This window comes from Leptolyngbya sp. ST-U4 (genome assembly GCF_039962215.1).
Taxonomy (GTDB): domain Bacteria; phylum Cyanobacteriota; class Cyanobacteriia; order Elainellales; family Elainellaceae; genus Leptolyngbya_A.
This window is the reverse complement of the sequence record NZ_JAMPKZ010000044.1, coordinates 1-24,026: the sequence shown is the minus strand read 5'-3', so window position 1 is coordinate 24,026 and position 24,026 is coordinate 1. Positions and strand designations below refer to the sequence as shown.

The 24,026-nt window shown below is 50.0% G+C and carries 19 protein-coding genes and 2 pseudogenes; 16 read left to right on the top strand and 5 right to left on the bottom strand.

Going from position 1 to position 24,026, the window contains the following annotated elements; genetic code table 11:
- Positions 1-369: 369 nt before the first annotated feature.
- Together NDA02_RS25850 and NDA02_RS25845 are read right to left on the bottom strand one after the other, a co-directional pair.
- The gene (locus NDA02_RS25850; protein ID WP_199296631.1) at positions 370-816 is read right to left on the bottom strand and encodes a surface-adhesin E family protein; all 447 of its coding nucleotides are present in this window, start codon (positions 814-816) and stop codon (positions 370-372) included.
- A gap of 4 nt (positions 817-820) precedes the next feature.
- The gene (locus NDA02_RS25845; RefSeq protein ID WP_199296632.1) at positions 821-1,558 is read right to left on the bottom strand and encodes a hypothetical protein; all 738 of its coding nucleotides are present in this window, start codon (positions 1,556-1,558) and stop codon (positions 821-823) included.
- 613 nt (positions 1,559-2,171) lie between these two features.
- Here NDA02_RS25845 and NDA02_RS25840 point away from each other — a divergent pair.
- From NDA02_RS25840 to NDA02_RS25825, 4 genes are all read left to right on the top strand, one after another.
- A complete protein-coding gene (locus NDA02_RS25840; RefSeq protein ID WP_348256182.1) occupies positions 2,172-5,669 on the top strand; it encodes a PAS domain-containing protein in 3,498 nt (1,165 codons plus the stop codon).
- Positions 5,660-6,127 (top strand): response regulator, encoded by a 468-nt coding sequence (locus tag NDA02_RS25835; RefSeq protein ID WP_190790868.1) that lies wholly within the window; start codon positions 5,660-5,662, stop codon positions 6,125-6,127. Before NDA02_RS25840 ends, NDA02_RS25835 begins: the two co-directional genes overlap by 10 nt.
- Positions 6,128-6,134: 7 nt before the next feature.
- Complete coding sequence (locus NDA02_RS25830) at positions 6,135-8,333, top strand: response regulator (protein WP_348248097.1); 2,199 nt, start codon at positions 6,135-6,137, stop codon at positions 8,331-8,333.
- 328 nt (positions 8,334-8,661) lie between these two features.
- Positions 8,662-8,988, top strand: a complete 327-nt coding sequence (locus NDA02_RS25825; RefSeq protein ID WP_348256181.1) for a CHAD domain-containing protein — start codon at positions 8,662-8,664, stop codon at positions 8,986-8,988.
- 68 nt (positions 8,989-9,056) lie between these two features.
- Here the strand turns inward: NDA02_RS25825 and NDA02_RS25820 are convergent, their stop codons facing one another.
- From NDA02_RS25820 to NDA02_RS25810, 3 genes are all read right to left on the bottom strand, one after another.
- On the bottom strand, positions 9,057-12,932 hold the full coding sequence (locus NDA02_RS25820) for an ATP-binding protein (RefSeq protein WP_190790871.1): 3,876 nt from the start codon (positions 12,930-12,932) through the stop codon (positions 9,057-9,059).
- A gap of 100 nt (positions 12,933-13,032) precedes the next feature.
- Entirely contained in the window at positions 13,033-16,254 is a 3,222-nt protein-coding gene (locus tag NDA02_RS25815; protein ID WP_190790872.1) for a PAS domain S-box protein, read from the bottom strand.
- Positions 16,255-16,330: 76 nt separating this feature from the next.
- The gene (locus NDA02_RS25810) at positions 16,331-16,621 is read right to left on the bottom strand and encodes a helix-turn-helix transcriptional regulator (protein WP_190790873.1); all 291 of its coding nucleotides are present in this window, start codon (positions 16,619-16,621) and stop codon (positions 16,331-16,333) included.
- Between the two features lie 305 nt (positions 16,622-16,926).
- Here NDA02_RS25810 and NDA02_RS25805 point away from each other — a divergent pair, with 305 nt between their 5' ends.
- The 12 genes and pseudogenes from NDA02_RS25805 (at position 16,927) to NDA02_RS25750 (ending at position 23,910) form a co-directional block, all read left to right on the top strand.
- Positions 16,927-17,397 (top strand): hypothetical protein, encoded by a 471-nt coding sequence (locus NDA02_RS25805; protein WP_190790874.1) that lies wholly within the window; start codon positions 16,927-16,929, stop codon positions 17,395-17,397.
- Positions 17,398-17,711: 314 nt separating this feature from the next.
- On the top strand, positions 17,712-18,596 hold the full coding sequence (locus NDA02_RS25800; protein WP_190790885.1) for a nucleotidyltransferase domain-containing protein: 885 nt from the start codon (positions 17,712-17,714) through the stop codon (positions 18,594-18,596).
- 270 nt (positions 18,597-18,866) lie between these two features.
- Complete coding sequence (locus tag NDA02_RS25795) at positions 18,867-19,310, top strand: GFA family protein (protein WP_206755043.1); 444 nt, start codon at positions 18,867-18,869, stop codon at positions 19,308-19,310.
- 21 nt (positions 19,311-19,331) lie between these two features.
- On the top strand, positions 19,332-19,814 hold the full coding sequence (locus NDA02_RS25790) for a GNAT family N-acetyltransferase (protein ID WP_190790876.1): 483 nt from the start codon (positions 19,332-19,334) through the stop codon (positions 19,812-19,814).
- A gap of 159 nt (positions 19,815-19,973) precedes the next feature.
- On the top strand, positions 19,974-20,345 hold the full coding sequence (locus tag NDA02_RS25785; RefSeq protein WP_190790877.1) for a hypothetical protein: 372 nt from the start codon (positions 19,974-19,976) through the stop codon (positions 20,343-20,345).
- A gap of 90 nt (positions 20,346-20,435) precedes the next feature.
- On the top strand, positions 20,436-21,305 hold the full coding sequence (locus tag NDA02_RS25780) for an oxalate:formate antiporter (protein ID WP_348256180.1): 870 nt from the start codon (positions 20,436-20,438) through the stop codon (positions 21,303-21,305).
- A gap of 294 nt (positions 21,306-21,599) precedes the next feature.
- Positions 21,600-21,998: a VOC family protein gene (locus NDA02_RS25775; RefSeq protein ID WP_190790879.1), complete on the top strand. Its 399-nt coding sequence runs from the start codon at positions 21,600-21,602 to the stop codon at positions 21,996-21,998.
- 65 nt (positions 21,999-22,063) lie between these two features.
- Positions 22,064-22,252, top strand: coding sequence for a hypothetical protein (locus NDA02_RS25770; protein ID WP_190790880.1), 189 nt, complete (start codon positions 22,064-22,066; stop codon positions 22,250-22,252).
- Between the two features lie 26 nt (positions 22,253-22,278).
- A complete protein-coding gene (locus NDA02_RS25765; RefSeq protein ID WP_190790881.1) occupies positions 22,279-22,596 on the top strand; it encodes a GFA family protein in 318 nt (105 codons plus the stop codon).
- A gap of 150 nt (positions 22,597-22,746) precedes the next feature.
- Positions 22,747-23,059: pseudogene (locus NDA02_RS25760) on the top strand (metalloregulator ArsR/SmtB family transcription factor).
- Between the two features lie 39 nt (positions 23,060-23,098).
- Positions 23,099-23,494: pseudogene (locus tag NDA02_RS25755) on the top strand (SRPBCC domain-containing protein).
- Entirely contained in the window at positions 23,491-23,910 is a 420-nt protein-coding gene (locus tag NDA02_RS25750; protein WP_348256179.1) for a VOC family protein, read from the top strand. The pseudogene NDA02_RS25755 and the gene NDA02_RS25750 overlap by 4 nt, the downstream one beginning before the upstream one ends.
- Positions 23,911-24,026 lie beyond the last annotated feature (116 nt).

The window sequence follows — 24,026 nt, the reverse complement described above, 5'->3', positions numbered from 1 at the left end:
TGTCTGGCTTGATTCAAAAAAGGCAGTCGATGATAAAACTGACAAGAACAGAAATCTTACGATTCAGTTGAATAGGGTGAGTGCGTCTAACCCTGAATTAAACCCTGAATTAATAGAACTATCGTGACCCCGTTTTCACCAGGATTTTTCATCAGGATAAGATACAGGAAGAATTAGGAGGCGAAGACGCTGTGCAGAGATACAGCCCTTAGATCTCATTTTCCTGTACTTTATCTATTGAAGAAAGGCGATATATTGTGACGTGACGATGTATTGTGACGTGACAACCATTTGCGTTGCAATCGTGTGAGAACAACGGTTAACTAGCTAACCCATCTTGATTGGGAAATTAGTGAATATCGACAAAACCTATTGCTGAGTGCAGACGTGGCGAATTACCTGAGCGGCACTGCTTCCTGCTGTGGGCTGCGTCAGACTCCCATTGTCGTCATAATTGACTCGCTGAATCGCCTGTCTGTCCTGATTAAAGATCACTAGGCGGCGGGTGCGTTCCACTCCAGAAGTACAGTCTACCGATCGATAAATCATCACGCCATAAACGGGTTGCTCGACTTCAAATGCTAAAAACGCATTGTTGGGCTGCTTGAACTGTCGATATTCCCAATAGCGAACGGTGTTTTGCGATCGCTCGATCGAATCTGGATTAATCAGGAAGCGATCGCCAACCGCATTGGTCGTCACTTCAACCCAGGCTTCGGCTGCTTGAACCCCAGAATACCCCAGCCCTATCCCAACCGGAGTAGCCATCATCGTCATCAGGGTCAGGTGCAATCCCTGCTTGATCCATTGCCTCATCGCGTTACTGCGCTCCTTCTTGCTCAGACTGATCTTGCCCCGTCCGAGTACGATAGCGTTCCACATTTTCAATTGCCTGTTGTGCATAGGTGTCATTCGGACGTTCATCCAGTGCCCGTTGAAAATGCAACAGTGCGGCATCGTAGTTTTTCTCTTCTACGGCAGCATATCCAGCTTGCATATAGCGATCGTAAGGGGGGCTTTGGGGAGGGGCAGGACGTTCTTCAGCTTGGCTCTCAGGTTGATCCGTTGAGTTGGGTTGAGTGGTTGCCGCAGGAGTGCCAGTCTGCTGCTGATAAAAGCTGAGCACTCGTTGCGTATAGGGAGCGGTTTCGGCAGCATTATACCGGGATGAATCACCCGTCATCCACCAGGCTGCGGCGCGACGAACGGCGATCGCCTCACTGTTGCCACTATTGCGATACTCCTGCTGCAAAATATCACGCATCACACAAACCAGAATACTGCGTGCCGTTGCTACATCGGCTTCAAACTCCTGGGGGGAAAGCGTTCTGTCAATGCAGGATTCAGACCATCTGGGAATATTCTGTGCCTGAATCTGCCAGTCGCTATAAAGCCCGTCATTGGCATTACCCGTTTGAGGAGCCGCCAGACGAAGAGCCTCCACCAGCGATCGCACCTGCTGATCAGATTGTGCCTGAGCGGGCAGCATTCCTGCACTAATGCCGATCGCGATTGCCAGCATCGACCCTTCAATCCATCGTTTAACAATTAACCACATCAACTGAAATCGGAAACTTTAAGCAACAACCGTTAATGACTTTACGCGAAAAGTCACAGGATTCCTTTGCCTCTTTTGATAGGTTTTCCCGTTTTCTCACAGCGAATGCAATAGAAATGAGGGAATGAAGTAAATAAAAATTAGAGGGCAATTCCGATTCACACTTTTTCACACTTTATCCTGGCAAAATAAAGACGTTTAAAGTGCTAGAGAACCTGATTCTATTCAGTTTTAATCTCTCTTGCTTGTATCTCTTCTAACTTCTGATGAATCATCCAGGCTAACGCGATCGTTATTCAAATTTTGATTCAAATCTTTGCTCTGCCTTAATCCAGTCTCTTTTGCGGTTCCTCCAGAGTTGCGCGAAGTGCTAATCGTCTCTTCTTTTGGGAGCGCGTCTATATACCGCTGGATGAATACCGCCGGATGAGGGGCGTTCCTATCTACATTAATCACTTGTGGAGCTTGGGTGGGCTGTCGATCGATTGTTGCGACACAACCGCATCCGTAAACGCTGTGCCCCTTAAATCCATCCTGGGGGGAATGCCAGAGAAATTTCTTCCCTCGTATGGTAGGCTAACACCTTCAACACTTCTGCCAAATGATATAGGTGATGGTTCTCAAAGTACCACATTGGTTCAAAACCTATGCTGTGCCGTTAGCCACAGTTGGACTGGCACTGCTGCTCACGTTTCTACTGCAATCGCTGCTGAGACCCACCATCTTTCCCTTCTTTTATGCAGCCGTAGCCGTTAGTGCCTGGTCAGGTGGTATTGTCGCAGGTTTGATAGCAACCGCACTCTCGACGATCGCCATCAACTACTTTTTTATCGCTCCAGTTTATTCGCTGGCGGTTACTAACCTGGGGAGTATGGTGCAGAATGGGACATTTGTACTGGTTACACTGCTTATCAGTTCCCTGAGTTCAGAACTCCGGACGGCAAAACAGCGGCTTGAAAAAAATTTGAAGAAGACGCGGGAGAGTGAGGAACGGTTTCGGCTCGCTCTAAATAATCCGTCGATCGCCTTATTTCATCAGGATCGGGATCTGCGCTACCAGTGGGTGTATAACCCCCAGGCGTTGAAGCTGTCTGAAGAGATGGTGGGCAAAACCGATGCTGACCTGTTTCCTCCGGCTGAAGCAGAATTACTGTCACGGCATAAACAGCAGGTGATGCAGTCTGGGCGATCGGCTCGGCAAGAGGTGGTTTTGACCCTTTACGGTCGTCAGCATTGGTATGACCTGTTGACAGAACCCCTGTGGGATGGACAGCAAATTGTGGGGGTAAGCTGTGCCGTTTTTAATGTCACTGACCGCAAACAGGCAGAACAGCAAGTACAAGCCCTGCATCAACATGCCCAGACCCAGGCAGAGGTTTTGAATGGGATTCTGACCGCTTCGGTGGATCATATCTATGTGTTCGATCGTTTGGGTCGCTATGCTCAGGTCAGCCAGGGAGGAGCGGAGGTTCTGGGCTTTCAGCCTGAGCAAGTTTTGGGTCAAACCTGGCGCGAGTTGGGTCTACCCACCGCACTCATGGAGCCAGTCGATGCCCAGCGAGAGCATGTCATGCAAACTGGACAACCCCTCAAAGGCGAAACCAGCTTTGCTGCCCCCGATGGTCCCCGGTATTACGAATATATTTTCACCCCTTTGCGGACTTCGCAGCAGACCATTGAGGGAGTCGTAGCGGTTTCTCGCGACATCACGGAGCGCAAACGGGTAGAAGCGGCGTTACGGGAAAGCCAGGAACTGTTTCAGAACTTTATGCAGCACAGTCCTGCAACGGCTTACATCAAAGATGAGGCAGGGCGATATGTTTATGTCAATCCACTCTTGGAGCGAAGCTTTGAGCGATCGTTCGACGAATGGCTGGGTAAAACCGATTTTGACTTGTTTCCTGCCGAAGTGGCCCAGCAATTGCGCAATAACGACCTACAAGTGTTGACAGAGGGGAAAACCCTGCAAGCGATCGAAATTGCTCCCCAGAACGACGGAGAACACTATTATCTATCGTTCAAATTTCCGCTGCGAAATTCTGCCGGACAACGCCTGATGGCGGGAATGTCGATCGACGTTACGGAACAAAACCGGGCTGAACAGGCACTCCGCGAAAACGAACACCGTTATGCTCAGATCCTGAATTCTGTACAGGACATGGTGTTTTGCAAAGCTCCCGGTTCAAAGGTGATTTATGCCAACAAGGCAGCCTGTGACTACTACGGCTTAACTGTTGAGGAACTGCGTGGCATTACAGATGTGCCCTTCAACGAACTGGATTTCACTCAGCAGTATTTGCAAGATGACCTGAAAGTGTTTACGACTGGCGAGCCTGTCGAAGTTTTGGAAGAGCCAAACCGAGGAGCAGACGGAGAACTTCACTACTTCCACACCATCAAAACTCCGATTTTTGACACTCAGGGGAACGTCGCTGAGCTAGTGGGTGTATCGCGTGATATTACCGAGCGCAAGCAAAAAGAAGCAGAACGGGCACAGCTCCTGGCACGGGAACAGCAGTCTAGAGCCGAAGCCGAACTTCAGCAGAGTTACCTGCATTCCCTGTTAATGCAAGCTCCTGCCCATATTTGTATTAATCGCGGAGCCGATCACATTTTTGAATTTGCGAATCCTCTCTATCTCCAACTTGCGGGTGGACGAGAGGTAGTGGGTCATTCGGTGCGCGAAGCGTTTCCTGATTTGGAAGGACAGGGCTTTTTTGAGCTGCTCGATCGCGTTCTGGCAAGCGGAGAGCCTTTTATCGGCAAAGAAGTGGCAGCTCAATTCGATCGCCAGGGCAACGGCACTTTAGAGGAAGGATTTTTCAACTTTGTCTATCAGCCGATGCGAGGCATTGATGGCAGGATTGAAGGCATTATGACGTTTGCGTTTGAAGTGACTGACCAAGTGCTGGCGCGGCAGCAGGCAGAAATTTTGGCAGAAAATTTGCAGACTCAGCAGCAGGCGTTGCGAGAGAGTGAGGCCCGCTTCCGTCACCTAGCGGATACTGCCCCAGTATTGGTCTGGATGTCGGGGGTTGATAAGCTCTGCAACTACTTCAACAAGCCCTGGCTCGACTTCACGGGACGTACGACAGAGCAGGAATTGGGCAATGGCTGGGCAGAAGGAGTGCATCCCGATGATTTTCAATATTGCCTGGCGATCTACACGAATTCGTTTGATGCCCGTCAGGAATTCAAAATGGAGTACCGTTTGCGGCGGTTCGATGGCGAATATCGCTGGGTGCTGGATCATGGCGTGCCGCGCTTTACGCCAGACGGAGAATTTTTGGGCTATATTGGCTCCTGTATTGATATCAACGATCGTAAGCAGGCAGAAGACCAGATCCGCCAGATGAACGAGGAACTGGAATATCGCGTCAAGCAGCGCACCGAGCAGCTCCAAGCTACGAATAAAGAACTGGAAGCCTTTTCCTACTCGGTGTCCCACGATCTACGCGCCCCCCTGCGGCACATTAATGGCTTTGTCGATTTGCTGCAAAAACGAGCGGGCAAGTCCACGGCGCTCGATGAAACCAGTCAGCGTTACCTGAGAACGATCGCTGACACGACAAAAGAAGCCGGGCGATTGGTGGATGATCTGCTGTCGTTTTCGCGCATGGGTCGAACCGAAATGCGCCTGACCACGCTCGACCTCAACCAACTGCTTCAGGAAGTGCGGCGAGACATGCAGCAAGACTTGGTGGGCAGAACCATCGACTGGCAAATAGACCCGCTCCCTGTGGTTCAGGCTGACCCCACCATGATGCGGCTAGTGCTGCGAAATTTGCTAGAAAATGCGGTGAAATACAGTCGCCCCCGCAGTCAGGCAATGATTCAAATCATCAGCACTCGCACCGAAGACGAAACGATCGTCTGCATACGAGATAATGGGGTAGGTTTCGACATGCAGTATGTTCATAAACTGTTTGGAGTGTTTCAACGATTGCATACTAACGAGCAGTTTGAGGGAACGGGCATCGGCTTAGCCAATGTGCAGCGCATTATTCATCGGCATGGTGGCAAGGTCTGGGCAGAAGGAGAACTCGATCGCGGGGCTGCCTTCTACTTTTCGCTCCCCAACACCCCACACCAGGAGGCGACATGGAACTAAAGCGAATTTTACTGGTGGAAGATAGCGCGAGAGATATTGAGCTTATTCTGGCAGCCCTGGCAGAAAACTGTTTAGCCAATGAAGTCGTCGTGACGCGAGATGGGGAAGAAGCACTAGATTACCTTTATCGACGCGGCATTTACCGATTGCGGCGAGAAGGGCATCCGGGGGTGGTGCTGCTCGATCTGAAATTGCCTAAAGTTGATGGGCTGGAAGTGCTTGCCAAACTCAAGTCTGACCCAGAACTGAAAGCGGTACCCGTCGTGATCCTGACTTCTTCCCGCGAAGAAAAAGATCTAGTCAATAGCTACAACTTGAATACCAATGCTTATGTGGTCAAACCCGTCGATTTTCATGAGTTTGTCGAAGCGATTAAGGAGCTAGGGTTGTTCTGGGCAGTCGTCAACCAACCGCCTCCTGGTGCACTTCCACCTGCTCGCCCTGTTCCCCAAGATTAAACCTGCGATGACCCTACTCCGTTTCCTGTTGCTCGAAGATAGTGCGATCGATGCTGATCTGATCCAGGCTGTGTTGCTGGAAGGCGGACTGGACTATGAACTGGTGCAGGTGCAAACCCGGCAGGATTTTATAGCGGCGATCGCCCAGCATGATTTCGATCTGATTCTGGCAGACTACTCGCTGCCCTCGTTCGATGGATTTTCTGCGCTAAAAATTGCCCGTGAACAGTGCCCCGATATCCCTTTTCTCTTTGTTTCGGCGACATTGGGAGAAGAAGTGGCCGTAGAGATGCTCAAAAGCGGTGCAACTGATTATGTACTGAAACAGCGGCTAGAGCGATTGGTTCCCTCGGTTCAGCGTGCCCTTAAAGAAGCAGAAGAACGAAAAGCTCGTAAGCACGCCGAAGCGCGGCTGGTGAACTATGCGAATCGCCTGCAAATGCTGGCAGAAACCTCTCGCATCTTCTCAGAAGCCATTCTGGATTTTCAAACCCTGCTGGATACGGTCTGCCGCCAAGTTGGGAACTTGATTGGAGAGGTCTGCATTCTGCAACTGATTTCTGATGATGGTAAGTGGCTCCAGATTCGGGCAGTTTATCATCCCACGCCTGAAGCGATCGCCCTGCTGCGACACCTGGGCAATACCTTTCCACAGCGAGCCAATGAAGGGCTATCTGCCCGAGTTCTACATACTCAGCAATCCCTGCGTTTGCCGATCGCGACTGCTACAGAATCCTTTGCCCCTTTCACAGCAGACTATTCACCCTATCTAGAGCAATTTGCCATTCACAGTCTGATGATTGTGCCGCTTCAAGTCCGCGAACGGAGCATTGGCAGCTTGATCTTAATTCGAGAGGCCCCCAATCAGCCTTATACCCACGACGATCAAATCTTCCTGCAAGATATTGCCGATCGCGCGGCACTGGCGATCGATAATGCTCACCTTTATCAAAAATCGCAGGAAGCCAACCGCATCAAAGATGAATTTCTGGCGATGTTGTCCCACGAGCTGCGATCGCCCCTCAACGCCATTATTGGCTGGCTGAGCCTCCTTCGCAATCGCCAGTTTGACGCTCCTACCACCACTCGTGCCTTAGAAACGGTTGAACGCAATGCCAGGGCACAGGCAAGACTGGTTGAAGATTTGCTTGACGTATCCCGGGTTCTGCAAGGTAAACTCCGCCTCACCCTCCGACCGCTGGAGCTACTGCCCGTGGTTGAAGCCGCGATTGAAACCGTGCGCCCAACCGCAGAAGCCAAAAATATTCAGCTCCACGTCACTACAAACTCTCAGATTGGGCAGATTTCAGGAGATTCAGAACGATTGCAGCAGGTCGTTTGGAACCTACTCAGCAATGCAGTCAAATTCACACCGCAGGATGGGCAAGTGGAGGTGCGACTAGAGCAAATTGATGGAGGCGTGGGAGAATACGCCATCCCCCCATCTCCCCATTCCCGTCACGCTCAAATTACCGTCACTGACACTGGACAGGGCATCAAGCCCGAATTTCTCCCCTACGTGTTCGATCGCTTTCGACAGGCAGATAGTTCAATTACCCGCACGCATGGCGGCTTGGGCTTAGGTTTGGCGATCGTGCGGCATCTGGTTGATTTACACGGAGGGAGTGTTGCTGCCAATAGTATGGGCGAAGGGAGGGGAGCAACCTTCACCGTGAAGCTACCGCTGCTTGCTTCAAGACTGGAGTTCAAGCAGACAAAACCCAGCTCTTCTGAAATTGATGTGGCTGACCCGTTTGGTTGTCCGGCTCAATTCAATAGGCTGCGAATCCTCATCATTGATGATGATCAAGATGCCCGCATCCTGCTGCTTTCAATTCTGCAAGAGTGTGGAGCTGAAGTGATTGCTGCTGCATCTGCCAGCGAAGGACTCTCAGCCTTAACCAGTGCAGTCAAACCATTCAACTTACTGATTAGCGATATTGGGATGCCGGGTGAGGATGGCTATACGCTCTTAAAGCAAGTGCGCGCGCTCAACCCTGAGCAGGGTGGACAAATTCCGGCGATCGCAGTGACTGCCTATGCCAGGGAAGAAGACCGCCAGGCCGCTTTCTCAGCAGGGTTTCAAGATCATCTGGCTAAACCCATTAACCCAACCCAACTCATTGCGCTAATTGCCAATCTGGCTAGCCGAACCAGCGATGCGGTTAACCTCAGTGAAAGCGTTACTTACTCTGTTGGTTCTTAGGATGCTGCTCAAAGCTTGTCATCGCACGGCGTTGCATAATTAGGGTATGAATTAGGACTGATTTCCGTGCAGTGCCCAGAGTGGGGCCCAGAGTGCGGCTCGACTCATAGCCATAGGATCGCAATCAAGAAGGTAAACAAATTCACTCGATTCGATTGCTACTGCACTACCTCAGGTTTGGTAATGTACCTGTCCCTAAATCCCTCAAACTTAGCAAAGATTTTGTTTTGGTTAAAACCACACGATTGGGTGATTTAATCTAGGTTAATCTTCGATTAAAATCCCATTTTGGTTTAGTATTCAGTCTTTCAATTTGAAGTTAGAGGCTATGTCTGAAGCACAACAGGGTGAATCAGCAAACTCAATAGCTCAACTTCCTCAACCATTGGAAGCATACGCTCACCAAGTCATTGCGGAACAATATCGCCGTATCGTTAAGCAAGAAAAGAAGGTACTGGCAGATAAAAATCCAGAAGCATTACATCAGATGCGGGTTGGAACCCGTCGCCTCCGGACTGCCCTCCAAGTCTTTGATGGTGCGATCGAGCTTCCCAAAGCGGGCAGTGCTTTACTTCAATATCCGTCCTTGTATAGCAATGAAGACAAAATGGTCGCTAAGGCTGAAAGGCTTGCTGATAGGAGCCTACAGGAGTAGCCTGCCGTTTTCGTCATTGGGTTTCATAATGAGATTTCCTTGTTGAAAGGATGTCAGATTTAGTGTGGTTAATATTCACTGTCGTCCTTTTGCACTAACGCTACAACAGTTTTTATCACCACCTCTGGATCCACAGGTTTGCTCAAATGCTGTTGAAATCCAGCTTGTAGCGCTTGCTGTTGATCTAGATCTCTAGCGTAAGCCGTCAGGGCGATTGCCTTGACTTGTCCTCCTTGCTCAGGTGGCAGTCTCCTAATCTGTCGCATCAGCATATAGCCATCCATGTCAGGCATGCCAATGTCGCTCAGGAGTATATCAGGCGGAGACTGCGTTAATGCTAAAAATCCTTCGCTGGCGGTCGCAGCAGTGGTGACGCTGGCACCTGCCTGCTCCAGAACAAACGCCACAAACTCGCATGAATCAACTTCGTCATCAATCACCAAAACTTGAACGCCCTCTAAAGGACTGAGTGTTGAATGCTGAGTGTTGAATGCTAAACCCTCAGTCCTCAGTCCTTGGTTCTCAGTCCTTGGCAGTGGTAGTTTGACTGTGAACGTTGCTCCCATACCTTCACCTCTACTGGCTGCCTGTACTGTGCCGCCGTGAAGTTCAACCAAGTGACGTGCGATCGCTAAACCCAGTCCTAATCCCCCAAATCTACGAGTGGTTGTACTATCTGCTTGGCGAAAGTAATCGAAGACGTAGGGTAAGAACTCAGCAGGAATCCCTTCTCCGGTATCACTGACCGTGATTTGGGCTTGATGATCGGTCTGTGCTAGTCGCACCTCAACTTGACCCCCTGCGGGTGTGAACTTAACCGCATTAGAGAGCAGGTTCCACACCACTTGCTGTAAACGAGTTGCATCGCCTGAAACCTGTCCAACCTCAGACAAGCTGAATTTCATCTGAATCGATTTGGCTTCTGCTGCGAGTCGCACTGTTTCGAGTGCTGCTTTAATAATGACTGCCAAATCAACTGGACTGACATTGAGAGCTAATTTGCCTTGGAGAATTCGGGAGACATCCAACAAATCCTCAATCAATTCCGCTTGCAGTTTGGCGTTGCGTTCAATGGTGGCGATCGCTTGCTTGGTCTTTGCTTCGTCTAGGTTGCCGTTTTGCAGCAGTCTTGACCAACCCAGAATGGGATTGAGCGGCGATCGCAACTCATGAGAGAGCACGGCGAGAAATTCATCTTTAATGCGGTTCGCTTGCTCGGCTTCTTGTCGTGCTGCTTGCTCCCGGACAAGCAGTTGCTCCCGTTCTGCTTCAGCTTGTTTGCGATCACTAATATCACTAACGAAAATGGTGACACCCTTTGCAAAGGGATAAATGCGATTCTCAAACCAGCGTTGGATGGGTGGATAAAAAAGTTCGACTCGAACAAAGATTTGTTCAGTTACGGCACGATGCACAGCAGTATCAAAGGGCGTGTTCACGACTTCAGGAAACAACTTCCAGATGCAGTGCCCCAGCAACTCTTCCTGAGTCTTGCCCGTTACTGCGGATACTTGCTCATTCACAAAGGTATAGCGCCATTCGCGATCGAGCACAATGAATTGATCATTAATCCCAGCCAAAACGCTTTCTAATCTAGCTCTAATGGTTTCTGCTTCCATCCGGAGCAAATGCTCTTGCTGGGTTGCTTCTCGCCGCAATTGAGCCAGTTTTAGACTTGCCTCCACTCGCGCGATTAACTCACGGGCAGAAAAGGGTTTGGTCAGATAATCATCGGCTCCTGCTGCTAATCCCTCCACGCGGGCTTCTTCTCCCGCACGAGCAGACAGCAGAATGATGGGAACCTCTCTCGTTTGCGGATCGGCTCGCAGGGCTTGTAATAAGCCAAACCCATCCAGTTGCGGCATCATCACATCTGTCAAGACTAAATCTGGAACCCGCTGCCGAGCAGCCGCCAGAGCTTTAGCGCCATCTGATACTGCTTCTACCTCGTATTGCTGACTTAAAAGCCGCTTGACGTAATCGCGCATATCCGTGTTGTCGTCTGCTAAAAGAATCCGGGCAGCCGAGGGGGTAGGCACTGGAGAGTCAGGAGTGAGGGTCGGAAGTATTTCTTCCCGATTTCCGATTTCCGATTTCCCATTCCCTGCTTCAGGGAGCCAACGTAGGGCTTCTTCCACATAAGCGTTCGCACGTAATGCCGTTGATGATGAGGTGCGATCGGCATTAATGCGGTCTTGGGGCAAATGATCTGTTCCGGTTGGAATAGTGATTGTGAAGCAGGTTCCTTGCCCTTCCACACTGGCAACGTCGATCGTGCCCTGGTGCAATCTCACTAACTCCTGAACCAGGGAAAGTCCAATTCCCGATCCCTCAAAGCTGCGCCCCTGTGCTCCTTTAACTCGATGAAACCGCTCAAACAGTTGAGGCAGTTCCCCAGCCGGAATACCAATACCCGTGTCCCGCACGGCTAGCTGAACATGGTTGCCTTGCCATTCCAGGTAAACTGAGATCTCTCCTGCAAAGGTGAACTTGAAGGCATTCGAGAGCAAATTGAGGACGATCTTTTCCCACAGTTCGCGATCGACATACACGGGTTTGGGTAACGGAGAACAATTGACAACCAGCCGAAGATTGGCGCGTTCGATCGCCGAACGGAAGACACCTGCCAATTCTGCGGTAAATTCTGCTAAATCTGTTGGTTCATAGACCACTTGACTTCTCCCAGATTCGATTCGAGAAAAGTCAAGGAGCGTATTGACCAGCTTCAACAACCGCAAGCCATTCCGTTGCACCATTTCAATTCGCGTTTGCTGATTTGCAAGCAGAGGTTCATCCCGATCGCTCAACGCATCTTCAATCGGACCCAGCATCAACGTCAGGGGTGTGCGAAACTCATGACTCACGTTGCTGAAAAACACGGTTTTAGCGCGATCGAGTTCGGCGAGTGCTTCAGCCCGTTTGCGTTCTTCTTCATAGGCCTGGGCATTGGCGATCGCCGTTGCTACATTGCTGGCAACCAGTTCAAAAAAGCCCTGGTACTCATCATTAAATGCACGTCGAGGGCTAACTCCAAGCACCAATAACCCTGATAATTGCTGCTTTTGCCCAGCTTGAACAATTGGCAAGACAATGGCAGATCGCGAAGGCTCATCCCAAGCTCCACCCGTTAGCCTCCCAAACCGGGTCATTAAATCATCAATAATTTCAAGGGTTCCTGTCCTGCGTACCTTGGCAAACTCCCAGTCATCATTTTCTTGAGTTAGGTCAACCTGTTTAGGACTGGCAGGAGTTTCGGCGTCTACCCTGACCGTTCCGACCAGATGAGCCTCTGTGCCAGCTTGTTCGACTAAGTACAGCAAGGCAAAGGGGATGTCGTAAGGGTTGTTTGCCAGAGTGGCACTGGCGATCCGACAGGTTTCCCCAACTGACTTGGCTTCCACTGTGTTTGCTGCTAGTTCTCGTAACGTTCTGAGTTGCCGTTCACCGATCACTCGCCGGGTGGTCTCAGTCACAGCAGTGAACGCCCCTCCAACCTCTCCTGTACTCAGGAAGATAGGGCTATAGGAGTAAGTGAAATAGGTTTCCTCGGTGAATCCATAGCGATCGACGAGCAGCAGCATATCTTCAGACCAGGTTGCTTGGGCTGTTTCCAGAACGCTGTGAAGCTGCACGCCAATAATGTCCCAAATTTCTGACCAAACTTCTTGTCCTGGTCGTCCGAGTGCGTTTGGGTGTTTAGTGCCTAGGATGGGTCGCCAAGCATCGTTATAAATCAACACAAGTTCCTTGCCCCACCAAATCACCATCGGAAAGCGGGAGTTTAAGCTAATACTTACGGCTGTTTTCAGGCTCGATGCCCAGCCGGAAAAGGGACCAAGCAATGTTTGTGACCAATCAAGGGCACGCATTCGAACTGCAAGCTCACTATCGCCTGGGAAGAAGCGCTCCAGTTCGTGATCGCTCAGATGGTCGGACTGGTTCATGCTGCTTCTCCTGTCGTATGCATTACCAATGTCATGCCCATTTCTCTTTCAACTAATCCGTCTAGCTAATTGGAAACTGATAGTACTGAATTATGTTGATTCATTTGGTGCTCTTCAGCAATGTGACGATCGTCTGCACTAATGCTTCTGGTTCCACAGGTTTGCTCAAATGTCTTTGAAAGCCAGACTCTAACGCCTTTTGTTGATCCAGATCTCTAGCGTAAGCCGTCAGCGCAATCGCCGGAATCTTGCCACCCCTGTTGGGAGGACGCGATCGGATCTGCTGCATCAGCATATACCCATCCATTTCTGCCATACCCACGTCACTCACAAGCACATTGGGAATGAACTGATCGAGGGCTTGCAGCGCTTCAAACCCAGAGACAACAGCTGTCACGCTTGCTCCACTTTGTTCTAAGAGAAACGCCTGAAGTTCACGAGCATCAGTCTCATCATCCACCAGCAAAATTTTCAAGTTTCTCAAGGGAGCCTCTGTCGTCACACTGTCATAGGGCGCATCTGTCTCGACTGATCGAGCTTGTGAACCGAGGGGTAGCTGTACAGTAAAGATTGCACCTTGATTCTCTCCTTCGCTCTCTGCCCAAACGGTTCCCCCGTGCATTTCCACAATTTGCCGCACGATCGCTAACCCTAGCCCCAATCCGCCAAACTTGCGAGTGGTTGTCGAATCTGCCTGCCGGAAGTACTCAAACACATGAGGTAGAAATTGCGGATCAATGCCTTTGCCGCTATCAATCACTCGAATCTGAGCTAGGTGATCGAGTTGTCGCAGTTCAATGGTCACTTGTCCACCGTTTGGTGTGAACTTAACGGCATTCGTGAGCAAGTTCCAGATCACTTGCTGTAACCGAGCTGCATCACCAGAAACAGGAGCGATTGCGGTTGTGAGGTCAAGCAAGATTTGAATTTGCTTGGCTTCTGCTGCCAACCGCACGGTTTCAATTGCTGCTGTAATCACAAACGTCAAACTGACAGGAGCTACGGTTAAGCTCAACTTGCCCTGCATGATGCGAGAGATGTCGAGTAGATCTTCAATCAGTTGCGTCTGGAGCTTGGCGTTACGCTCGATCGTTGCCAATGCTTCGCGTTGCTGAGTTGCATCTAATTTGCCGCTTTGCAGTAATCTTGTCCAACCCAAGATCGGGTTGAGGGGCGATCGCAACTCGTGAGAGAGCACTGCCAAAAATTCGTCTTTGATGCGATTTGCACGTTCAGCTGTCTCCCGTGCGGATTGTTCGCGCTGTAAGAGCTGTTCACGTTCCTTTGCGAGGTGCAAGCGGACAGCTTCGACCTGTTTGCGCTCAGTGATATTGTGGCTGACAGTTGCCAAACCAATTTGCTGGCCGTTTACGTCTTGGAGGTAAAAAACGTTGTACGTCATCCACAGCGCTTCACCTGTCTTGAAATGGCGAAAGCGAATTTCTACTTCTGCCTGTCCATCCTGCAACACACGCGGGAAAAAACTATTGAGGATAAAGTCTTGGTCCTCAGGAAAGAAAAATTCTCCAACTGGCGTTTCTCGATATTGCTGCACGTCCTCTAGCCCGACCATTTTTCTGCCTGCTTCATTGATGTAGAACGGCACAAAATTTAGGTCGCACATGCCAATGAAGTCTGTACTGCTATCAGCAAGGGAAGCAAACTTCTGGATCTCCAGTTGAGCTTGTTTGTGATCAGTAATATCTGTGTTGGTGCCAAACCAGCGCAAAACAGTTCCCGCTTCATCCCTAATCGGAATCGCGCGAGATAGAAACCATCGGTATTCTCCATCTTTGCTTCGCAGTGGAAAAGTATCTTCCCAGTGTTCACCCGTTTCAAAACAGCGGCGGACATACTTAACGACGCGATCAACGTAATCAGGATGATGCACCTGTTGCCAACCCCAGCCCTGCATTTGCTCCAGGGTGGTGCCCGTGTACTCAAACCAGCGGCGGTTGTACCAAAAGATCCAGCCGTTCGCGTCTGCCATCCACGCAAATTGAGAGATATTATCTGCTAGGGTGCGGAAATGCTCCTCACTCTCGCGCAATGCGACTTCTGCAAGTTTGCGATCGGTAATGTCAATGGCAGCCCCATAAATCACTTGTTCTTCTAGCTGAGGCTTTGCTCTCCAAAGCAACCAGCGATAAGAACCATCTTTGTGGCGATAGCGGTTTTCAAACGCTAAGGTTTCGTTGCCAGAGAAAAGACTATCTGTTTCCAAGACGGATGGGTTGATGTCGTCTGGGTGGACAAAATCTGTCCAAGGACGGGAGGTTATTTCGTCAGGTTTCCAACCGAGCAACCGTTCAAAAGTGGGACTAACCCACTGAAAGTACCCATCAGTTCTCGTGATTACTTGCAAATCTGAGGCGACAGCAAAAAACTGCTCCCGCTCTTGCTCAACCTTTTTGCGTTCGTCTTCGACGCGCTTCGCTTCGCTGATGTTTGTAAATAGAATGGCAAACTGGTGGTTCTGCGGCTCATTGACGCAAAAAGCATTGACATTAAACCAACGATTCAGGGCGATCGACTGCTGCTCGAACCGTACAGATTTGCCTGTTTGTACAACGCTGCCGTAAATCTCAACCCAATCGTTCTCTAAATCGGGAACGAGTTGCCGTGCCGTTTTACCCACTGCTGACTCTAAGCCCGTGAGCTTGGCAAAGGTGGGATTGACTTTCAGAAATCGATAATCATGGGGTTTACCATGCTCATCAAACAGCATTTCGCAAATGCAAAAGCCTTCATCAATTGACTCAAACAGCGTGCGGTATTCTTCTTCCGACTGGGCAATCTTCTGGGCTGCCAATCGCAGTTCCAATTCATCGACCACCATAGCGGCTAAATCCACCAGGGTCGCTTGCTGCTCTGCGGTGAATGGGTCGCGGGGCTGACTGTCGAGTAGACACAGGGTTCCGAGATTAAAGCCGTCGTGACTGAGCAGGGGCGCACCTACGTAAAACCGCACTCCCGGTTCACTTTGGACGAAGGGATTACAGGCAAAGCGATCGTCGAGCCGAGCATCGGGGATAATCAGCGGCTCATCAGTCAGCACTGCAAAGCTGCAAAGTGTCGCATCACGGGACACTTCATTTGCACCGAAGCCAACGCAGGACTTAAACCAGGCTCTTGACTCATCAAGCAATGAAATGAGCGCGATCGGCATATCAAATAGCCGTGCTGCCAAGCGAGTGATGCGATCGAATGCAGCTTCGGGTGGCGTGTCGAGAATTTTGTAGCGATGTAGGGCTGCCAACCGTTCTGCTTCGTTTGCGGGAATCGGCGGGGTGAAAGGTTTTTGCGACACTGGGTCAGTCATAGAATCAGCGGGGGCAGTGAACTCAGAATTGAGGTTGGAATGAGGAATGAATAGTGAACGGATTCTAGCCAGTGCATCATGCGTTTGCTTTCCTATCCGGGAAATATTTGCCTCGAATGGCCTGGCTGCGTTCCCGCAACGTCGCATTGGGGGACTGAGACAACTGGTTTAGCAACATGTCAATTTGCTTAAGTGCTAAAGGAGAAGGCGTAGCGCGTCCATTCTCCCAACGATTAATGGTGGCAAAGGTCATGCCTAATTCGTCAGCAAACTTTTCCTGCGATAGCTGCATTGCATGGCGCAGTTCTCGCACGAGTTGAGCGATCGCGGGTTGTTGCAGCCGACGCGGTTTGGGTGTGAGGAGCATCTCATGGACAATTATATAGAGCTACATACCACCTTTGGCGGAAATCGTCTTCCTGTCTACTATCCAGAGTCAGAAGCATTTTGCTGTTGATAAACTTTGAGCTGTTTTCAGTTCTCCAGCCCTAGGTGGTTCAAAGCAATCATCATCATTGTTCAGAACGAACGACAGGAATAGCTAGTTAGCATCAAGAGAGGTGATGGACTCATCTATGAAGGTGGAGAACCTGAGGTGCCGCTGTCTGGGAGGGTAAAGACGATGTTTTTAAGTATTAGAAAGCAATACTCTGATTAAGACCCTCTGAAGGTATGAATCCGTATTGGTTTATTTATCATTTACAGTTTGATGCTATTACAGGAAAATTAGAACGTCATTATACTGGTTCAACTATTAAGCATTTGACTGGTGCTTCACTCTCGCATTATGTAGTGAAAGTACCAAGTATTAAGGAACAGAATAAGGTTAAACGAATTAAGAACTTAATGGAGCTTATTGGAGAACTTAGAAACTCATCTACTCAAATAACTAAAAGTTTAGATGTCCTCAATCAGTCAACCCTTGCCAAGGCCTTTCGAGGTGAACTAGTTGAGCAAGCTCCAATGATGAACCTGCTTCCGTGTTGCTCGATCGAATTCGGACAGAGCGAGAAAAAGTGCAGGGTAGCAAAGGCACAAAAGGACGGAAGAGCCGCAGCCCTACGAACTTTGCCATCAAGAGATGCTCGCTCTCACCGAACACCACTTGATTCCTGGCCAAAAGACGAAACGCAAGGGGCTTGACCCAGCCCCACAATTCAAATTTGCTCTGCCTGCCACCGACAAATCCATAGGCTCTACGACAACTCCCATTTGGGATTACACCTGAATACTCTAGAGAAGCTAAAGCAAGACCCACAGCTACAAGAATTTCTTGCCTGGGTTCACAGACAAGACCCAAACAAGAGAGTAAAAATGGATTGAAAGCGTTGAACCTTGCCTGAAACAGTTAAGATCAGTTCCAGATTGGCAATCTGTCGTGGGTGAACTGGAGTGATGAGTTTCGCTGCTTCAGTTCACCCAATTGTTGTTTAGAACAAACGATGGGACAGAGCAATATGAATCAGCAGTTGCCCCAGTTTATTCATCATGTTGTCGATCGATTGCAGGCAATTGAGGGAATTGTGGCGATCTCACTGGGAGGCTCAAGGGCAAGAGGCAACCACACCTCAAAGTCAGACGTAGATCTGGGGCTTTATTACCAGCCCGAGAATCCGCCTGATCTCCTTGCTCTGAATCACCTTGCCTCTAAACTGGACGATAGCCATCGTACAAACTTGATCACCCCAATCGGTGAGTGGGGAACGTGGATTAACGGCGGAGGGTGGCTCAAGGTGGAAGGCATTCCAGTCGATTTTCTTTATCGGAACGTGGCTCAGGTAAATCAGGTCATCGATAACTGTCATGCTGGAAAAATCACGATCGACTACCAACCTGGGCACCCCCACGGCTTTGTATCTTCAATTTACATGGGTGAAGTCGCCCTTTGTCTGCCACTTCATGATCCAAATGGCGTTTTAGCTGCTTTGAAGGTTAAGACAATACCTTATCCGGCAAAACTTGCGGAGGCAACCATTAACAAATTCGCTTGGGAAATCAGTTTCTCGCTAGTGGTTGCTCAAAAAGCAGTTGCACGGGGTGATGTTGCCTATGCCGCAGGCTGCTGTTTTCGCAGTGTGGCATGTATGAATCAGGTTCTATTTGCGCTGAATGAGGTGTACCTGCTGAATGAGAAGGGTGCTGTGGCACTTGCTAATGGCTTTACGCTTTGTCCTGCGGACTATCAAAGACGAATCGAGTCAGTGTTTGCATTGTTAGCGGCTGACGCAGAATCGACCAGGGGGGTGGTAGGCCCTTCGGGCATCAGCGAAGCTACCGCTATCCTGGATGAAATTGAGCAGGAATTGAGTCAATGGTATGGCGATCGGCGTTTAACAATGTAAAATGCAACGGATTTTGAATTCCTTGCATCTTATCTCTGCAATTCTGATTGCCTCTTCAAGTCTGGATATCCTGCTATAAAGGGGAATTGTTGAGGTTGGAGATCTGAGAATGACGCTTGAGGTTCCGAGGTTAAAGTTTGAAGTTCGGAAGTCGAAATTCCGTGTTTGGAAGTCCAAGTTTTGCCTGCCGAGCGCAGATGTTGGAGTTCAAAGGTCAAAACTTCGGCTTCTAAGGTTGGAGTTTTGTGTTTTGGGGTCAAATGGTGATGTATGGAAGGCGATCGGGGAGAGCAGATGAATCAATCCAGTATTCACGGAGGTTGCCTTTGCAAAACGGTGACATTTGAAGTGAACCCGCCGTTCCAGAAAATGGTTCATTGCCACTGCTCACGGTGTCGCAAAGGTACGGGCACGGGTCACGCCACCAATCTAACTGTTGAACCCAGCCAGTTCCGATGGCTTTCAGGGGAGGAAGACATCACCCGGTATGACCTTTCCACGGCAAAGAGCTTCGGCAAATGGTTTTGCCGTCATTGCGGATGTCCCGTCCCACGTCTCGCGCGCAACGGTAAGATCATGGTGATTCCGGCAGGCTCGTTGGATACCGTCCCACCTATCACTCCGACAGATCACATCTTCTGGGCATCGAGAGCGCCGTGGGGCTGTACGAGCGGCGGGCTGCCCACCCATGCCGAGTATCCAGAGTCATGGTAGAGCTAGAACGTGCCTAATGCGATGGAACTTGAAACCACACATCTCCGCCTTGTGCTGCAATCGACCGAAGAGATTCTCGCCCAGATTGAGACGATGAGCCCTGCAGATCAGGCTGAGGTTTCCCTTGGCTGGCTTGCACAGCTTCGGGCTGCCTCATCTGCGAACCCGTGGACACATGGCTTCGCGATCGTGCTTAAGACGAGCGGTGCCGTCATTGGCAGCTGTGGGTACAAAGGTCCACCCAATTCCGATCGCGTCGTTGAAATTGCCTACGGCGTGGATGCCGATCACCAAGGGCGTGGGTATGCGACTGAGGCAGCAGCAGCCCTGACCCGCTATGCCTTAGAGAGTTCTCGGGTGCGGTTAGTTTGTGCCCACACACGGCCGGAGGAGAATGCTTCAACGCGGGTTCTTACCAAGTGTGGCTTCCGCTGGGCTGGAGAGGTGAACGATCCGGAGGACGGTCTTGTGTGGCGGTGGGAGCGTACAAGTGGCGTAACCTGACCCTGCTTGTAGGGAACGAAAGTCCGGGCAGATACGTTGAAAGTGCAGATTTTTTTGCAACTATTCATGCCGACCAAAAATTAAGTAGGAAGCAGTTTACCGATATCTGGACAGATACTATACAGTAAGCGTCAATCTCTCTGGCTCATCACCAAACCCATGACCCAACTCGATCAATCTGCGCTGAATGCTCGAAATTATCTACTTGCTTTGTTTCTGCTGCTCTGCGTCTTAGACACTGCATTAGTGATCATCGCCAAGGATAAGTGGGCGATTGGTCGCATCTTATTCACAATTGCAGTGATGTATTTTGTTATACAGGGACGGAAATGGGCTAAATGGCTTTTGGTGGGCATCTGTAGTTTACTGGTTGTCGTTCTAATCGCGATGGTGCTTGCGCTTAGTTCAAAACTCTCGACTATCCTGATGATTGGAAGTCTAATGATGGTTATTCTCAGCACTGTTATTCCCATTTATATGATCAGCAATAAAGATTTGAACCGTTATTTTTCTTATAAACGGCAAGCTTAATTTCTAACAGCTCCCATACAAGAAATTCGTCTCAACAGTACTGCCTAACAACGCTTATGCATATCGATCGTTGAAAGAGGATCAGTTGTGATGCAAAGACTATTTCCGGCGGGTAATGGCCATGTTAGCAACACTATCCAACATCACCTTCACAACCAATCTATGGAAGTTCCAACGACTGCACTGACCACTCATCAACTGTTCATCAGCAGAGCCGTACCGCATTTTGCAGCAGACTCGCGATTGGTGGGTGTTGCAGCAGCAGGTTCTTGGGCGGAGAACTCAATGGACGAGTTCAGTGATCTTGATTTGATCATTGCCGTGGAGCCTGAAAGCTTTGAACAGGTCATGTCTGAGCGACAGAGCATTGCTGCATCACTCGGAGAGTTATTGGTATCGTTTACTGGAGAGCATGTGGGTGAGCCACGGGTATTGATCTGCCTTTACAACTTACCGCTATTGCATGTCGATCTCAAATTTTTGCCCATTACTGATGTTGCAACGCGAGTCGATGAGCCAGTGGTTCTTTGGGAACGTGACGATCGTCTATCACAGGCTTATGCTGCTAGCACCGGTACGTATCCCTTACCCAATGAGCAGTGGATCGAGGATCGATTCTGGATATGGATTCACTATGGAACTGGCAAAATCGCGCGAGGAGAACTATTTGAGGCGCTAGACTTCATTTCATATCTCCGTAGTACGGTTCTTGGTCCTTTGGGACTCCTGCAAGCAGGATGCAAACCCTCAGGTGTTCGGAAGATTGAGCAACTTACACCTAACCTAGCTGAAGCTCTTAAAGGCACGGTTGCTCCGCACGATCGGGAGAGTTGTTATCTTGCATTGGAACGCTGCATTGAAATTTATCGATCGTTCCGTTCAGCAACAGTGATCCAGCATGAAGCGGCTGAGGAAGCGGCTGTTGAATATTTGAGGACGATGCGTGCACATCAAGTCTAAGATTCTCACTCACCCTGATTAATACACAAAGTCTGCGATCGTATGACGGGTATGATTTTGACTGCACTGGCTGTCGAACTCATTATGAGGTGATCAGTGTTCAACAATGGCTCAGTTAAGGATTAACATGAGGCAAAGGCGCTGCACTAACCCCCTACAATCTGCTCGTGCCCTGCTCCCTTCTGGTGACGGGTGAGCTTGGTTGTTAGCTGGCTGTATAGGAGGGGTAACTGCTGCTCACGAGGAGGTCGGATGGAATTGACGAGCGTGGTGGTCTATGTGGAGGATGGAGCGGTGCCAGCCGCTCTTGAGTTTTACGAGTGTGCGCTTGGACTGACGCGCCGCTTCTACGACCCCGACTACCAGTTTGGGGAGTTAACGGGGTGCGGAGCTGTTACTCTGGCGGTGGCGGCGCACTTGACAGGGGAGCGTTTGATGCCAGCGGGCTATGAACGACCGAGCTTGCAGACGCGCGTGGCGAACATTGAGGTGGCCTTTACAACGGACGATGTGCGCGGTGCGTTCAGGCGTGCTGTCGCGGCAGGGGCGCAGGTGCTTGCGGAGCCATACGTGCTGCCTTGGGGGCAGGAGGTTGCTTATGTCCGTGCGCCGGACGGTACGCTATTGGGATTGTGTGCACCGCTGCCTGCTCCTGGAATTGGAGAAAGCACGCCCGCTCCGCTGGTTCCCTAATCAATCGTCGCAACTGACGCATCGGCTCAAAGCTTCTCGGTATTCACGGCTTCACGCAGTCCGTTGTGCAGCTAAACTCAGGCATCAAACCCAAACTGCACTCGACCGGGAAAGCTAACCCATCAGTAGCCCTACCCACACCCGAGCAGCAGTGTCAGATGATGGAAGGCACGATCGCCACACAATTTAAGACGATCGCAGCCGCAGAGCAAGGAACTTTTTCTGTTCTACCCCTTGACCCTGACGTGGCGTAAGGTTTCTACCATAGATTCATTCACAGATGGTTGGCTCCAATTGGAAAGGAGGGAGTGAATGTACGTTTTGCTTTAAGCGTGGGGTGTTGTGGGCTTACTATCCGCCAGAGCAGGTCGTTTTCATCACGAATGAGCACACAACCGTTTATACCAGGGATGAGACTATCCATAAACATCATTGCGCGATTTGCGGATGCAGTACCCACAACGAATTGCGCTTTACGTGGGGCGAAAACGGACCCGATTTCACTCGATCGCAGGTCGCTGTTAATGCAAGGCTGTTTGACGATTTCGGCCTTGCGGCAGTGCGGGTTGAACATCTTGACGGACGAAATCTCTGGTAGTCGCTGGAAGCGAGAAAAGCGATCGATCTGAGAGTGTGAGTCCCAATAACCAATGGCTGATGACCATTCCTCAACTATCTCTTGACAACCTTCAGTAGTACATTTATACTATTACTTGATTAACTGCGCGGTTAAATACTTCCCATCTCAATGCCCACCGACCCATTGAGCATCACCTTTTCTGCCCTGGCTGATCCCACCCGTCGTGCCATCCTGGTTCATCTGACAAAAGGCGAAGCCTCAGTAATGGAACTAGCCCAGCCCTTTGAGCCTGCCTGCTATTTCCAAACATCTTAAGGTACTAGAACGGGCTGGATTGATTACATGGGGTCGAGACAAGCAATGGCGGCCCTGTCGGCTAGAGGCAGAACCACTTAAGGGTGTGGATCACTGGCTGGAACAATACCGTCAATTCTGGGAGCAGAGTTATGGAGAAAAATCATGGCTGCAAAAGACGGGGTAATTAACGGCAACACCGAAAAACGAACTGACGATCGCGCGTGTGTTTGCTGCACCCCGCAGCCTTGTATTCAGAGTTTGGACTCAGCCAGAGCATTTTGCTCGTTGGTTAGGTCCCGAGGATTTTAGAGCGATCGCTTGTTAGATGAACGTGCAAGTGGGCGGCATTTATCGAGCCTGTATTCGTTCACTTGAAGGCACTGATCATTGGATGCAGGGAGTCTACCGCGAAGTTATTGAGCCAGAACGATTGGTTTTAACCTTTGCCTGGGAGGATGAGGATAATCAACCCAAACATGAAACTTTGGTTACTGTAACCTTTACAGAGCAGGGTAATCAGACGCTGATGACCTTCCTGCTGTATTTTCACGAGTTCGGCACCAGATTCACCGACAACTTTGGCAGGTCTAAACCTATTAATTCAAGGAGTACATCATGAAATTGAGTCCCTATTTGATGTTCAACGGTCAATGTGAGGCAGCGTTTAAGTTCTATGAGCAATGCTTGGGTGGGAAAATTACAGCGATGATGACGTTCGGAGAAGCACCCGATCCATCAACGGTCGAGCAGACACCACCGGAATGGCACAACAAAATCATGCACACCAGCCTGCACTTTGGCGATCAGGAATTGATGGGTTCTGATAGCCCACCCCAATACTATGAAGAAGCGAAAGGGTTTTCTGTCTCGATTAGCCTGGATGACTCAGCAGAAGCGGAACGTATCTTTCATACCCTGGCAGAAAACGGTACGGTACGAATGCCACTCCAGCAAACCTTCTGGGCTTACCGTTTCGGGATGCTGGTCGATCAATTTGGCACTCCCTGGATGATTAACTGTGATCAGGCTGCTTAATAGACTTGTCGGGAAATAAGCAAGAATAGAAGGCAGAAATGGGATAAGCAAATGCTGGATATTGAACGGGTGCTGACACAAGACCGCTTGCTGCGCGCTTTAACTGGCTTGAATCG

Coding starts and splice junctions, on each gene's coding strand:
- NDA02_RS25850 (WP_199296631.1), bottom strand. CDS start 816: ATGAGGCAATGGATCAAGCAGGGATTGCACCTGACCCTGATGACGATG.
- NDA02_RS25845 (WP_199296632.1), bottom strand. CDS start 1,558: ATGTGGTTAATTGTTAAACGATGGATTGAAGGGTCGATGCTGGCAATC.
- NDA02_RS25840 (WP_348256182.1), top strand. CDS start 2,172: ATGGTTCTCAAAGTACCACATTGGTTCAAAACCTATGCTGTGCCGTTA.
- NDA02_RS25835 (WP_190790868.1), top strand. CDS start 5,660: ATGGAACTAAAGCGAATTTTACTGGTGGAAGATAGCGCGAGAGATATT.
- NDA02_RS25830 (WP_348248097.1), top strand. CDS start 6,135: ATGACCCTACTCCGTTTCCTGTTGCTCGAAGATAGTGCGATCGATGCT.
- NDA02_RS25825 (WP_348256181.1), top strand. CDS start 8,662: ATGTCTGAAGCACAACAGGGTGAATCAGCAAACTCAATAGCTCAACTT.
- NDA02_RS25820 (WP_190790871.1), bottom strand. CDS start 12,932: ATGAACCAGTCCGACCATCTGAGCGATCACGAACTGGAGCGCTTCTTC.
- NDA02_RS25815 (WP_190790872.1), bottom strand. CDS start 16,254: ATGACTGACCCAGTGTCGCAAAAACCTTTCACCCCGCCGATTCCCGCA.
- NDA02_RS25810 (WP_190790873.1), bottom strand. CDS start 16,621: ATGCTCCTCACACCCAAACCGCGTCGGCTGCAACAACCCGCGATCGCT.
- NDA02_RS25805 (WP_190790874.1), top strand. CDS start 16,927: ATGAATCCGTATTGGTTTATTTATCATTTACAGTTTGATGCTATTACA.
- NDA02_RS25800 (WP_190790885.1), top strand. CDS start 17,712: ATGAATCAGCAGTTGCCCCAGTTTATTCATCATGTTGTCGATCGATTG.
- NDA02_RS25795 (WP_206755043.1), top strand. CDS start 18,867: ATGGAAGGCGATCGGGGAGAGCAGATGAATCAATCCAGTATTCACGGA.
- NDA02_RS25790 (WP_190790876.1), top strand. CDS start 19,332: ATGGAACTTGAAACCACACATCTCCGCCTTGTGCTGCAATCGACCGAA.
- NDA02_RS25785 (WP_190790877.1), top strand. CDS start 19,974: ATGACCCAACTCGATCAATCTGCGCTGAATGCTCGAAATTATCTACTT.
- NDA02_RS25780 (WP_348256180.1), top strand. CDS start 20,436: ATGCAAAGACTATTTCCGGCGGGTAATGGCCATGTTAGCAACACTATC.
- NDA02_RS25765 (WP_190790881.1), top strand. CDS start 22,279: ATGGTTGGCTCCAATTGGAAAGGAGGGAGTGAATGTACGTTTTGCTTT.
- NDA02_RS25750 (WP_348256179.1), top strand. CDS start 23,491: ATGAAATTGAGTCCCTATTTGATGTTCAACGGTCAATGTGAGGCAGCG.